The 13653-nt window shown below is 72.0% G+C and carries 10 protein-coding genes; 7 read left to right on the top strand and 3 right to left on the bottom strand.

Annotation, left to right across the window (positions count from 1 at the left end; translation table 11 throughout):
• Nucleotides 1-34: 34 nt before the first annotated feature.
• Nucleotides 35-2455, bottom strand: a complete 2421-nt coding sequence (locus ACQRWP_RS25130; RefSeq protein WP_430498201.1) for a M28 family peptidase — start codon at nt 2453-2455, stop codon at nt 35-37.
• A 290-nt stretch (nt 2456-2745) separates the two neighbouring features.
• On the opposite strand from ACQRWP_RS25130, the gene ACQRWP_RS25125 reads away from it, so the two are divergent.
• The 7 genes from ACQRWP_RS25125 (at nt 2746) to ACQRWP_RS25095 (ending at nt 11458) form a co-directional block, all read left to right on the top strand.
• The gene (locus ACQRWP_RS25125; RefSeq protein ID WP_430503284.1) at nt 2746-3945 is read left to right on the top strand and encodes a PP2C family protein-serine/threonine phosphatase; all 1200 of its coding nucleotides are present in this window, start codon (nt 2746-2748) and stop codon (nt 3943-3945) included.
• Nucleotides 3942-5675: a sensor histidine kinase gene (locus ACQRWP_RS25120; protein ID WP_430498199.1), complete on the top strand. Its 1734-nt coding sequence runs from the start codon at nt 3942-3944 to the stop codon at nt 5673-5675. The genes ACQRWP_RS25125 and ACQRWP_RS25120 overlap by 4 nt, the downstream gene beginning before the upstream one ends.
• On the top strand, nt 5672-6124 hold the full coding sequence (locus ACQRWP_RS25115) for a response regulator (protein ID WP_430498197.1): 453 nt from the start codon (nt 5672-5674) through the stop codon (nt 6122-6124). The genes ACQRWP_RS25120 and ACQRWP_RS25115 overlap by 4 nt, the downstream gene beginning before the upstream one ends.
• Complete coding sequence (locus tag ACQRWP_RS25110) at nt 6117-6926, top strand: inositol monophosphatase family protein (RefSeq protein WP_430498196.1); 810 nt, start codon at nt 6117-6119, stop codon at nt 6924-6926. The genes ACQRWP_RS25115 and ACQRWP_RS25110 overlap by 8 nt, the downstream gene beginning before the upstream one ends.
• A 180-nt stretch (nt 6927-7106) precedes the next feature.
• Nucleotides 7107-8123 (top strand): coiled-coil domain-containing protein, encoded by a 1017-nt coding sequence (locus tag ACQRWP_RS25105; RefSeq protein ID WP_430498194.1) that lies wholly within the window; start codon nt 7107-7109, stop codon nt 8121-8123.
• A gap of 36 nt (nt 8124-8159) precedes the next feature.
• Nucleotides 8160-9722, top strand: coding sequence for a fused MFS/spermidine synthase (locus ACQRWP_RS25100; RefSeq protein ID WP_430498192.1), 1563 nt, complete (start codon nt 8160-8162; stop codon nt 9720-9722).
• Nucleotides 9723-9793: 71 nt separating this feature from the next.
• Complete coding sequence (locus ACQRWP_RS25095; RefSeq protein ID WP_430498190.1) at nt 9794-11458, top strand: protein kinase domain-containing protein; 1665 nt, start codon at nt 9794-9796, stop codon at nt 11456-11458.
• 110 nt (nt 11459-11568) lie between these two features.
• Here ACQRWP_RS25095 and ACQRWP_RS25090 read toward each other — a convergent pair whose 3' ends face one another.
• Nucleotides 11569-12237: a potassium channel family protein gene (locus tag ACQRWP_RS25090; RefSeq protein ID WP_430498188.1), complete on the bottom strand. Its 669-nt coding sequence runs from the start codon at nt 12235-12237 to the stop codon at nt 11569-11571.
• A gap of 68 nt (nt 12238-12305) precedes the next feature.
• Complete coding sequence (locus tag ACQRWP_RS25085) at nt 12306-13640, bottom strand: TrkH family potassium uptake protein (protein WP_430498186.1); 1335 nt, start codon at nt 13638-13640, stop codon at nt 12306-12308.
• Nucleotides 13641-13653: the final 13 nt, after the last annotated feature.

The following is a 13653-nucleotide window of genomic DNA, read 5'->3' as shown; positions in this document are numbered from 1 at the left end:
GGAAGAACACTCCCGCTGGACCACCCTTTTTCGGTCAGAGGGGATAGGTGCGGGCGACCGCCAGCATCTCCGAGCTGTGTGACCCGACGACGCCGACGGCCGGCGGCCGGGTGCGGAAGCCGGGCAGCGCGTCCAACCCGTCACTGGCGTCCATCGCCCGCAGCGCCACCTGTCCGCCGATCGGCCGCAGGACCAACACGACCTCGACGCCCTCCGTCGGCGGTGCGTGGAACACCAGCCCGAAGCCCCACTTCCCCGCGCGGGGCTCCACCGGCACCGACCGCCCCGCCACCTCGGCGCGCAGCACGGTGGCCGTCGACGTGTCGACGTGCAGGGTGGCGAGCCGGGCCGCCCGCTGCGGAGTGAGCCGCAGCCGCAGCGTGCGCTCGCCGCCCGCGGTGGCGTCGGCCACCACCTCCAGCTTCGGCGCCGGCAGGTTCGCTGCCTGCGCCGGGCCGGCCCGCAGCTCACCGCCGCCGAGCCCCGGGAAGTCGTCGCCGACGTCGGTGACCCCGTCCACGTAGCCGTCCGTCCACGGCTGCGGGTCGCTCTCGTGGCTGAGCCAACGGGCCTGGCCGGTGCCGGCGTCCATGGCGTACATCAGGTGGGTGGGCGCGGGGTGGGCGGCGTCGAAGCGGTCGACGCCCAGGCCGACCCCCGCGAGCACCACCGCCGCCACCGCGGCGGCACCGGCCGGCAGCACCGCGAGCCGCCGGGCTCGCAGCGCGATCAGACCACGCTGGCCGCCGGCCTGCGGGTGCAGCAGGTCGACCACCGGGAGGGCGGTCAGGCCGAGCAGCACCGCGACCAGCGCGGCCACCCCGCCCATTGCCATCCCCAGCGCGGGGAAGAGCAGCACCACGGTGGGCAGCAGGATGACCACACCCACGGCCGCGGCGGCCGTCACCGCCACCACCGGCCACGGTCCGGTCTGCCGGGTACGCAGCGCGACCAGCCCGCCGAGGGCGCCGGCCAGCGCCGGCACTGTGGTGAGGTACGCCCCACCCGGCACCGCCACGGCGAGCAGCACCCCGAGCAGGGCCAGCCAGGCCAGCCCGGCGACGGCCAGCGCGGCCGGGCCGATCCGGCGGCGGGTCAGCGCGTACCAGGTGAACAGGATGGCGGTGGCGAGCGCCAGGAGGGCCAGTCGGTACCAGATCGGCCGGTACGGGTCGAGCAGCTCCGCGTACCCCGGTCGGATCGTGGTGATCGCCAGCCAGAGCAGTTGGGCGGCGACCGGCGCGGCGACGATCGGCACCAGGGCCAGCGCGAAGCCGGCGGCCAGCCGGCCGGTGCTGGCCCGGCCGCTGCGGCGGGTCAGCCAGCCCAGGGCGGCAACCAGGGCCACCGCGAGCAGGGCCAGCGGCAGGGTGAGCCAGCCCGGGTAGCGGACCAGCCCGCCGGGGACGGGGAAGTAGGTGGCGTCGTGCCCGGAGCGCAGGTCGGTCAGGTCGGTGCCACCGAACTCCCGGGCCAGGCCCAACGCGTTGTCCCCGTGCTGCTGGAGGCTGCCCCGGTCCATGGCGGCGGGGGTGTCCAACGGCGTGTGGTAGATCGCGCCCCCGTCGATGTACGCCGAGTTCAGCCCGACGAACTTCTGATCGAGGAAGGCGGTGAAATCGGTGTCGTTGGGCAGCGCGCGGTAGATCTCCACCGCGAACGAGGTGCCGACCGGGTGTGGGGCGGCCCGGCCGAAAATGTCCACCAGCTTCGCGTTGTTCCGGGACGTCTCGAACATGATCACCGGCCCGGTGGAGCCCCGCGCCTCCAGGTTGAGCACCACACCGCCGTCGGCCGCCAGCGGGTGGCTGGCGGCGAACGCGGCCGCGCCGCAGAGGCACGCCTCCTCGGCGTCGGTGAGCACGAAGACGATGTCGTTGCGCGGCCGGGGGCCGGTGGTCAGCGCACGGGCCACCTCCAGGATGGTCGACGTGCCGGCCGCGTCGTCGTTGCCGCCCGGCCCGGTCTGTACCGAGTCGTAGTGGGCGACCAGGAAGACCCGACCCGTCGAGTCGGTGCCGGGCATCCGGGCCACCACGTTGCGGACCCGGGCCAGCGTCGCCCCGCCCGCCGCCCCGCTGAGCTGACCGGCCTCCGGCGCCACCGTGTCCTGCACCTCGGTCTCCAGGCCCAGCCCCCGCAACTGCTGTTCGAGGTGCGCGCGGACCTGCTCGTTGGCCGGGCTGCCGGCGACGTGCGGCCGGGCGGCAATCACCTGGACGTCCTCGTACGCCCGGGCGGCGCTGAACGCGCCCGCTGGCGCGTCGGCCGACTTCGGTGCCGGGGTGCGCAGGTCGAGCAGACTGCCGGCGCCGACCGCGGCCAGCGCGACCAGCGCCGCCGCGGCGGCCACGAGCCGCCGACGCGGCCGGGTCAGCGCGCGGCTGGCAGGGGTTACGCCCGGAATCGGACGGGGTGGCGTGCCCGTCGTGGCCGGGGTGGTGGGTGCGCCCACGGGAACTCCTCGGGGGGTGGTGGGGCCTGGGGTGGGATCATCCTGCCCGTCGGCGGCTGCGGATGGGATGGCCGGTACGTCCGGCGTCCATCAGCCGCCCGGTTTGTCCGCGGCCGAGCAGTGATGCGCCCCATCCCCGCCCGCGCCGCAGGCATCGTGTTGTGTGCGACCGTTGTCTAATACAGGATCAGCAGGGCACTCGGAAGGAGCCCGACATCACCAGCGAACTCCCGCGTCTCGCGGCGGTGACCCGGCCGCACCGGGGGGCCGGCTTGGCCGGTTCCCCAGTTGTGCCGTACCCGCACGGTGGCCTGGCGCGGCACGCCAACCTGCCGCCGGGTGAGCGGTTGCGGGTCCTGCTGGTGGAGGACGACGAGGGCGACGCCTTCCTGGTAGGTGAGCTGCTCGCCGAGACGAACTCGATGATCGACCTGCTGGTCGCCACCAGCCTCCGGGAGGCGCGGCAGCGGATCAACGACGTCGACTGCGTCCTGCTCGATTTGGGCCTGCCCGACGCGCAGGGGCTGGACGGGCTGCGCCAGGTGTTGGAGATGTCCAGCGGTGCCGCGGTCTGCGTGCTGACCGGTCGCACGGACGAGCACCTGGGCGTCGTGGCGGTCGCCGAGGGCGCTCAGGACTACCTGGTCAAGGGCCAGGTCGACGGGGTGCTGCTGACCCGGGCGCTGCGCTACGCCGTGGAGCGTAAGCGCGCCGACGAGAACGCCCGCCGGTTGCGCGAGGTCGAGCTGCGCCAGGCCGAGTCGGCGCGACTCGAACGCGGCCTGCTGCCCCAGCCGCTGATGACGACCGACCAGGTGGCGGTGCACACCTTCTACCGGCCGGGCCGGCACGCCGCGTTGATCGGCGGGGACTTCTTCGACGTGGTGCAGACCCACCCGGACTGCCTCAACCTGATCGTCGGCGACGTCTGCGGGCACGGGGTGGACGAGGCCGCGCTCGGGGTCGAGCTGCGGGTGGCCTGGCGGGCCCTGGTGCTCGCCGGAGTGCCGGACGACGAGGTGCTGCCCGCCCTGGAGCAGGTGCTGATGAGTGAGCGCCGCCTCCAGGAGATTTTCGCGACGGTGGCCACCGTCAGACTGGACCTGGACGCCAACCGGGCCACCGTCCGACTGGCCGGGCACCCACCACCGCTGCTGCTCTCCGGCGGTCGGGTCACCCCGGTGCCCGCGCCCGGCGGCCGGCTGCTGGGCGTACGACCTCGCCGGCCGATCGCCTACGACCTGGAGTTCGACACCGATGACTGGTCCCTGTTGATGTACACCGACGGCCTGATCGAGGGGCGGGTGGACGCCGGCAACGAACGGCTCGACGTGCCGGGCCTCAGCGGCTTGCTGGACGAGCCGGCCAACCGTTCGGTGTCGCTGCCCGAGCTGCCGGCCTGGCTGGTCGGGCGGGCCGAGCGGCTCAACGGTGGCCCGCTCGCCGACGACGTGGCCATGCTGCTGGTCAGCCGGGGTGGTGGCCGATGAAGCCGGTCATCGGCGGCTGGAGTCTGCGCCGCCGGGTCATCACCCTGCTCACCGTCGTGGGCGTGTTGCTGATCGGCCTGGCCGCCGCGGAGGCGGCGATGGCCGCCCGCAACCGCACCCAGATCGACGCCGTCCTGAACGAGACCGGCCCGTTGCGGGTGCAGTCCCAGGAACTGCTCAACGCGCTGCTCGACCAGGAGACGGCGATCCGGGGGTACGCGGTCAGCGGCGACCCGGACGACCTGAACCCCTACCGGGAGGGGCTCGCCCAGGAGAAGAGCGTCACCGCCTCGATGCGGACGCTGCTCGACAACTATCCACAGATCAGCCAGGAGCTGCGGACCGTCGAGGAGCGTGTCACGCAGTGGCGGCAGTCGGTGGCGGAGCCGGTGATCACCACCACCGAAAAGAGCGGCACCAGCGCCGGTCAGGCGTTGGTCACCGAAGCGGCCCGGCAACAGTTCGACGACGTGCGCTTGGCGGTCAACGACCTCCAGGGGGAGGTCCTGGCCGCCCGGGAGCAGACCGCGAACAACGTGCGTACCAGCAGCAACATTCTGGTCGTCCTCCTGATCGTCGCCGCGCTGGTGGTGGTCGTCGCCGGGGCGCTGCTGCTGCTCTCCCTGGACCGGATGGTCATCCGTCCGCTGATCGGGCTGGCCGACCAGGTCCGCGAGGTCGCCGAGGGTGACTACCAGCACGGCATCGCCACCACCGGCCCCCCGGAGTTCGTCCGGCTCGGCGAGGACGTGGACGCGATGCGGCAGAAGATCGCCGCCGACCTGGCCGAGGTCCGAGCCGCCCGCGAGCGCATCGAGTGGGTCAACAGCCAACTCCAGAAGCAGGCCGAGGAGCTGACCCGGTCCAACCGGGACCTGGAGCAGTTCGCGTACGTGGCCTCGCACGACCTCCAGGAGCCGCTGCGTAAGGTGGCCAGCTTCTGCCAGCTGCTCCAGCGCCGTTACGCCGGGCAGCTCGACGAGCGGGCCGACCAGTACATCGCCTTCGCGGTGGACGGCGCGCAACGGATGCAGCGCCTGATCAACGACCTGCTCGCGTTCTCCCGGATCGGGCGGCTCACCACCGGCTTCGTCGAGGTCGACCTCAACAAGGTGATGGGCGACGTGGCCGGCCAGACCGAGGCCGCCAGGCAGTACGCGGACGCCGAGTTGACCTGGACCGAGCTGCCGGTGATCTCGGGTGAGGAACCGCTGCTCACCAACCTGCTGGCCAACCTGGTCAGCAACTCGATCAAGTTCCGCCGCCCCGACGTGCCGTCGAAGGTGCACGTGTCGGCCCGGTTGGTGGGCGCCGAGTGGGAGATCACCTGTCAGGACAACGGCATCGGGATCGAGCCGGAGTTCGCCGACAAGATCTTTGTGATCTTCCAGCGGCTGCACTCGAAGGACGCGTACCCGGGCACCGGCATCGGGTTGGCGATCGTCAAGAAGATCGTCGAGTACCACGGCGGCCGCGTCTGGGTGGACACCGACGTGCCGGAGGGCACCGCGATCCGGTTCACCCTGCCGGCACTTCCCGAGGACGTCGAGGCGGCTGCCGCTGCCGATTCCGCGGGGGCGCCGAACGCCCCGACCGTGGGCGACACGACGCCCTCGACCGAGGCTCCGGCAGCGCTGACGGAGCAGGCCGACGGGCCGGACCAGCCGGACCGGGCCGACGAGACGCTGGAAAGCGGTAGAACGGGTGACATGAGGGAGACGGTGGGATGACCGCGCCGGCGGATGGCAAGAGCCCGATCGAGGTCCTGCTCGTGGAGGACGACCCGGGTGACGTGCTGATGACCCAGGAAGCGTTCGAGGAACACAAGCTGCGTAACCGGCTGACCGTCGTCTCCGACGGGGCCGAGGCGCTCGCCTACCTGCGGCAGGAGGGCCAGTACGCCGACGCGGTGGCGCCCGACCTGATCCTGCTCGACCTCAACCTGCCCCGGCGCGACGGCCGGGAGGTGCTGGAAGAGATCAAGAAGGACGAGCACCTGCGCCGGATCCCGGTGGTGGTGCTCACCACCTCACAGGCCGACGAGGACATCCTGCGCAGCTACCAGCTGCACGCCAACGCCTACGTGACCAAGCCGGTGGACTTCGAGCGCTTCATCTCGGTGGTCCGTCAGATCGACGAGTTCTTCGTCAGCGTGGTCAAGCTGCCGCCGCGTGGCTGACACCCTGCTGGACGACGTCAGCGGCCTGCTCTGGGAGGCCGCCGACCAGGTCGTCCTGCCACTGTTCCGCAAACTTGACGACGATGACGTGTCGGAGAAGGCGCCCGGCGAGGTGGTAACCGTCGCCGACCGCCGGGCCGAGGAGCTGCTCTCGGCGGGGTTGCGCCGGCTGCGGCCGGGCTCGATGGTGGTCGGCGAGGAGGGTGTCGCCGACGATCCGGGGTTGCTGCGGCACCTGCGCGACGGCGGGGACGTCTGGCTGGTCGACCCGGTCGACGGGACCGCCAACTTCGCCGCCGGTCGCCGGCCGTTCGCCCTGATGGTGTCGCTGCTGACCGACGGGCGGCCGACCGCCGGCTGGATCCTCGACCCGCTGGCCGACACTCTCGCCGCCGGCTCGGCGGACGAGGGCACCCTGCTCAACGGTCGACCGGTGGACGGCTCCGGCTCGGTGCCGCCGCTCGGCGAGCTGCGCGGCGCCGCGATGACCCGGTTCCTGCCGCCGGAGACCCGCGACCGGGTCCGCGCCGGTGGTCGGCGGCTCGGTGAGCTGCTGCCCGGCCAGCACTGCGCCGGTCGGGAGTACCTGGACATCCTCACCGGCGAGCAGCAGTTCGCCCTCTTTTGGCGCACCCTGCCCTGGGACCATGCCCCGGGCACCGTGCTGGTCCGTGCCGCCGGGGGTGTCGCCCGCCGGTTCGACGGGGCCGACTACCACCCCGCCGACGACGGCCGCGGGCTGCTCGTCGCGGCCAACGAGCAGGTCTGGGCCGAGGTGCGCGACGCGCTCCTCAACACCTGATCGGCGCGCTGCGCGACCGCGTTGGGACGCTCCGTCGACATCGAGACAGCCCGAGGGTCAGGGGGCTGGTCACCGGCCCGCAGTCCGGTATCGTGACCGGCGGTCTCCGCCAGCAGGCCGCCGACCGGCGCCGCCGTGCAGTGTTCATCGGGGGCCGGCGGTTGACGGAAGGACGCTTTCGTGCCCAGGACCAGGCTCAGCCCGCGGCTCGGTCGCCGCGCTCTGTTCGCCCTGCTCGCCGCCGTCGCGCTGGTGCTCGGCGGTGCCGCCGTGCCCGCGTACGCGGAGCCTGGCGAGGGCGGCAGCAAGAAGTTGCAGGACGCGCTGGAGCTGACCGCCAAGGGCCACATCGAGGCCAAGGCCAAGCTGGACAACTCCAAGCGTCGCCAGACGGCGCTGACCGGCGAGCTGACGACGCTGGAGGGTCGGCTGGTCGGGCTCACCAGCCAGGTGGGCGAGGTGGCCGCCCAGTCGTACCGGGTGGGTCGGCTGAGCGCTGTCTCGATGCTGCTCAACACCGCCACGCCGGAGGCGTTCCTGCAACGCGCCGGCGACCTCGACCTGATGGCCCAGCGGGACAGCAAGCGGCTGCGTGACCTCACCGAGGCCCGGCAGCAGGCGCAGCAGGCCAAGGTCGCCATCGACGCCGAGGTCCGCGAGCAGCAGAAGCAACTCGCCGTGATGGCGAAGAAGAAGAAGGAAGCCGAGGAGGCGCTCGCCGAGGTCAGCTCCGGCGGCAGCAACGGTTTCAGCGGTGGCAGCTCCGCCTCGGCGAAGCCCGCGCCGCGTAACTCCGACGGGTCCTGGCCGTCGGAGTCCTGCTCGGTGAAGGACCCGACCACCTCCGGGTGCATCACACCGCGCACTCTCAACGCGCTCAAGCAGACCCAGGCGGCCGGCTACAAGCGGCACGTCTCCTGCAAGCGCAGTGGTGGCGGCGGCGAGCATCCGAAGGGCCGGGCCTGCGACTTCTCGGCCGCCACGAACGGCTTCGAGGACAAGAACGCGACCGGCGGCGACAAGGCGTACGGGGACAGCCTGGCCGCCTGGCACGTGCGCAACGCCGACCGGCTGGGCGTGCTCTACGTGATCTGGTATCGGCAGATCTGGCACCCCGGCACCGGGTGGCGTTCGTACAGTGGAAGCGGCTCTCCGGCGGCGTCCCACACGAACCATGTTCATCTCTCGATGTACTGACCCGAAGCACCAGCTTCGCTGCGTACCATCGCGACGATGAGCTCCCCACCGTCCGACGTAGCGGCCCTGCCGGCACCTCCGGCCCCGCCCGTGCCGGTCACCGGCCGGGCGCTGCCCAACGGCCTGGCCGCCTTCCTGGTCTTCTTCTCCAGCGGTGCCGTGCTGGTGCTGGAGACCGTCGCGCTGCGCCTGGTCGGCCCGTACGTCGGGGTGACCCTTCAGGTGACCAGCTCGGTTATCGGCATCGCGCTGGCCGCGATCGCGTACGGGGCGTGGTCCGGTGGTTGGCTGGCCGACCGCCGCAATCCCCGCGGCCTGCTGGCGCCAGCGTTGGTGCTGGCCGGCATCGCCACAGCGGTCACCCTGCCCGTCGTCCGCTACGCCGGTGAGGTGCTGCGCGGTGGTGCGGCCAGCGGCATCCTGCTGCTGGTCGCGTTGGCGGTGTTCGTGCCGGCCGCGCTGCTGGCCGCGGTCACCCCGCTGGTCGTGAAACTCCAGCTCGCCGACCTGCGCCGCACCGGCCAGGTGGTCGGTCGACTCTCCGGGATCGGCACCCTGGGCGGCATCACCGCAACCCTGCTCACCGGGTTCGTGCTGGTCGCCGCGCTGCGCAGCACCGTCATCCTGCTGGCCCTGGCGCTCGCGCTCGGGCTGGTCGGTATCGGTCTCGGCTGGTACCTGCGCCGGCAGGAGCCCACCGAGCTGCCCGGTCCGGCCCGGGCCCGGGCCGCGCTGGCCGTACTCGGCCTGGCCGGGGCGGGGCTGACCACCGTGGCGCCCAACCCGTGCGACATCGAGACGGCGTACCACTGCGCCCGGGTCACCGCGGACCCCGCCCGGCCCAGCGGGCGGACGTTGCTGCTCAACTCCGCCCAGCACTCGTACGTGGACCTCGCCGACCCGAAACACCTGGAGTACGCCTACACGAAGTGGATCGGCGCGGTCGCCGACGTCGCCGCGCCGGCCGGTCAGCGGGTGGACGCGCTGCACCTGGGCGGCGGCGGGTTCACAGTGCCGCGTTACCTGACCGCCACCCGTCCGGGCACCGACAACCTGGTGTTCGAAATCGACGGCGGGCTGGTCGAGCTGGGCGAGCAGGAGCTGGGCGTACGGCCGGGGCCGGAGCTGCGGGCGGTGGTGGGCGACGCGCGGATGCTGGTCGCCGGCGAGCCGACCGACAGCCGTGACCTGGTGGTCGGTGACGCGTTCGGGCACCTGGTGGTGCCCTGGCACCTGGCCACCCGGGAGATGGCCGCCGACGTCCGGAGGGTGACCCGCCCCGGCGGGGTGTACGTGCAGAACGTCATCGACTACCCGCCGCTGCGGTTCATCCGCGCCGAGTTGGCCACGGTGGCCGCCGAGTTCGGGCACGTCGCGCTGATCGCGCCGCCGGAGGCGCTCGCCCAGGAGCAGGGCTCCAACTTCCTCATTGTCGGCTCCGACGCGCCGTTGCCGCTGGAGGCCGTTCAGGCCCGGCTGGCCGAGGTGGACCCGAAGGTCAGCCTGCTGTCCGGTGCGGCGCTGACGGACTTCGTCGGCGGGGCGATGGTATTGACCGACGACTACGCCCCGGTGGACCAACTGCTGGCTACCGCCTGATCGAGTGATAATCCTGACCGATTCCGATACTCCAGGTGTAGGCAGGCCGTTCCTGGGCAACATCGCTCACCATGGGTGGTGGGGACCGAAACGGCGCGCAGCTGCTCGATGAGCGGTACCGGCTGATCGAGCAGCTCGGCGCGGGCGGCATGTCGGTGGTCTGGCGTGGCTACGACGAGGTGCTCGGCCGCCAGGTCGCGGTGAAGGTGCTGGCCTCCCGGCTGGCCAGCGACCGGGCCTTCCGCCACCGCATCCGAATCGAGGCGCAGGCCGCCGCGCGGCTCTGCCACCCCAACATCACCAACGTGTACGACTACGGCGAGTCCGAGCAGGTCGGTCTGACCGTGCCGTACGTGGTGATGGAGCTGGTCGACGGCGCTTCACTGGCCAGCCGGTTGGGTCTGGAGAGCCAACTGCCGTGGCGGGAGGCGCTGACCATCGGCGCTGAGGTCAGCTCGGCGCTGGCGACCGCGCACGCTCGTGGGGTGGTGCACCGCGACGTCACCCCGGGCAACGTCATGCTCACCTCGACCGGGGTCAAGGTGGTCGACTTCGGCATCTCCGCGCTCGTCGGGGAGAGCGAGAAGGGCCCGGACGGCGCGCTGTTGGGCACTCCCGCGTACCTCGCCCCGGAGCGGCTGGACAACGGCCAGGTCTCCCCGGCCACCGACGTGTATGCCGTGGGCCTGCTGCTCTACCGGATGCTCACCGGCCGACTGCCGTGGCGGGCCAGCACGACCACCCAGATGCTGCGCGCCCACATGTACAGCGACCCGGAGCCGATGCCCACCGTCCCGGGGCTGCCCGACGGGGTGGCCGACCTGGTCGGACGCTGCCTGGCCAAGCGACCCGCCGACCGGCCGGCCACCGCCGAGCTGACCCGGACGCTCGCCGAGGCGGCCGGCATGCTCGCGGCGGTGCCGGTCTCCCCGGCCGCCGGGCCGTTGGACGCGGCCATGCTCGGCAGTGCGCGTACCACGATCCTGCCCTGGTCGGCGGCGACCGACGCGTTGCCGTTGTCGCGGACCCGCAACCGGGACCGTCGGACGCGGCAGCGGGTGACCCGGCGTCGGCGGGTGGAGGCCGGAGTGGCCGCCGTCGGGCTGATCGCGGTCACCGGGGCGATGTGGGGGTTCACCTCGCGCAGTCCGGCCAGCGGCGGGGATCGGCCGACGACCGAGGCTCGGATGGGTCTGCCGGCGGCGGCGCCCTGCGAGGTGGCGTACGCGTTGCGCACCGACTCGGGTACCGAGTTCGCGGCCGAGCTGACCCTGACCAACACCGGCGGCCGTGAGCTGCGGGACTGGACGATGAGCTTCACCTTCCCCGGGCAGCAGAAGGTGACGAAGGCGGAGCCCGCGCCGGTGCACCAGCAGGGGAGCACGGTGCTGATCCGGCCGGCGGCCCAGCGCACCACGCTGGCCGCCGGTGCGGCCGAGAAGATGACCCTCACGGGTAAGTACAGCGGGGCGAACCCGTTGCCGGTGGAGTTCCGGCTCGGCGAGGCGACCTGTGGGGTTCGAGTGTCCGGGGTCGCCGGCAGTGCGCCGTCCACGGCCCCGCCGAGCAAGGCCGCCACGACGAAGGCCCCGCCCAAGGCCCCGCCCAAGGCCGCGACGGTGCGGAGCGGCTCCGGTTCGGGCGGCGGCGCGTCGAAGGCCAAGCCGCCGAAGCCTGCGAAGGGTCCCGCGAAGCCGAAGGCCTCAGGTGGTGGTTCGGGAAAAGCGGGAAAATGACCAAGGGGCCGGGTGGTCACCGGAAGAAGTAGGCAGGCCACACCGCGTCGCCATGCTTCGGTGCCGTCGGACCAGTTGGTCCGTCTGCCCCGACCGGTCCGGCAGCAGGGTCAGCGCATCCCCGCGAATTGCTGCACCTGGTCGATCCCACCCTCGACGATGAGCACCCCGCCCTGGGGAAGCGCTGTGTCGTCGGAGGTGTACCGGAAGCGTTCTCCCGGCAGCTTGGCGCCGACCACGCGTACCCCGAAGCGCTCCTCCGGTCTCAGGTCGAGCAGGGTGCGCCCGACCAGGGACTCCGGCACCCGGACGGTGGCGATGGCGAAGTCGTCGTCGAACTCGATGAAGTCGAGCAAGCGGCTGACGATCAGGTGCGCGACCCGGTCCCCGGTCTCCGCCTCCGGGAAGATCACGTGGTGCGCGCCCACCGACGCCAGGATCTTGGCGTGCTTCTGCGAGGTGGCCCGCGCCCAGATCTGGGGCACACCCAGCTCGACCAGCGCCAACACGGTGAGCACACTCGCCTCCACCGAGGCCCCGATGGCCACCACCGCCCGCCCGAAACTGGTGATGCCCAGCTGCCGCAGCGCCCCCTCCTCGGTCGCGTCGGCCTGAACCACCCGGTCGAGCTGCGCCGACCAGCGCTGCACCTTCGCCGGGCTGCGGTCGATGGCCAACACCTCGCGGTCCATCCGGGTCAGCGACCCGGCCAGGTGGCAACCGAATCGACCCAGCCCGATCACCACGATGCCGCCGCTGTCCGCCCGTCTAGCCGACACCTCGGCCCTCCCTGCTTCCATGGGCGCGTTCCCGACCTGCGGGCCGGCCGACACTTTCGAAACACGCCCTAGCCGACAATGGGTTGCTCCTGGGGATAGCGGTAGAGCCGGCGTCGGGTGTTCAGGGCGATCGCCGACCCCAGGGTGAGCGTCCCGACCCGGCCGATGAACATCAGCACGGTCAGCGCCAGTTGGCCGCCGGCCGGCAGTTCGGCGGCCAGACCGATGGTCAGACCGGTGGTGCTGAACGCCGAGGTGATCTCGAACAGGGCCGCGACGAAGCGGACGCCCTCGGTGAGCAGCAGCAACAGCATGGTTCCGGCCATCACCAGCGCGACGCTGAGCAGCGCCACGGTGATCGCCTGCCGTTGGCTCGCGGTGGCCACCCGGCGGTGCCCGATCGTCACGTCGGGCTCACCCCGCAACTCCGCCCAGATGGTGAACGCCAGCAGGAAGAACGTGGAGACCTTGATGCCACCGGCCGTGCTGGCACTGCCGCCGCCGATGAACATCAGCACGATCAGCAGGGGATAGCTCTCCTCCTGGAGAGCGGCGATGTTCAGGACGCTGTAGCCGCCGGTCCGGCTCAGCGCGATCTGGGTGAACGACGCGAGAATCTTCCCGGGTACGTCGTACTGGCCGATCGTGCTCGTGTTGGTCCACTCGGCGGCGAGCAGGCCGGCGAAGCCGACCAGCAGCAGCACCGCGCTGCCCCAGATGGTCAACTTCGTCGCCACCGCCCAGTGCGCCAGCTGACGCCACTCGCGGACCGCCTCGAAGAGCGCGGGAAACCCGAGACCGCCGATGATCGCGCCGAGCGCCAAGGGCAGCGACACCCACGGGTCACGGCTGAAGGCCAGCAGACCGTCGGTGTAGAGCGCGAAGCCACCGTTGTTGAACGCCTGCACGGCGTGGAAGACGCCCGACCAGAGGGCCTGCCCGAAGGGGTAGTCGTAGGTCAGCCAGAGCCGACCGGCGACCAGCACGGTCATCACCGCCTCGCAGGCGAAGACGGTCAGCGCGATCCGGCGGAGCAACCGGCCCACGTCACCGATGCCGAACTCCGCCGTCTCGGCCTGCACCAGCAACCGGTTGCGCAGCCCGAGCTGACTGGAGACCACCAGGATGACTAACGCCGCGACGGTGAGGATGCCGAGTCCGCCGAGCTGAGTGAGCAGGGTGATCACCACCAGTCCCGCGCCGGACCAGTAGTTCGGCGTGTCGGTGATGGCCATGCCGGTGACCGACACGGCCGAGGTGGCGGTGAAGAGCGCGGTGACCACGGGTGGGCGTACGTGTTCGGCAGTCGCCCAGCGCGCCATGAGCAACCCGGTGCCGAGCAGGATCGGCACCAGGAACGCGAACGGCACCAGCCGCACGGGATTGCGGAAAAACCGGCGCACCAGACAATCTTCC

The sequence above is a fragment of the Micromonospora trifolii genome, from assembly GCF_050516465.1.
In the GTDB taxonomy this organism is placed as follows: Bacteria; Actinomycetota; Actinomycetes; order Mycobacteriales; family Micromonosporaceae; genus Micromonospora; species Micromonospora trifolii.
This window is presented reverse-complemented; position numbering and strand designations above follow the sequence as displayed.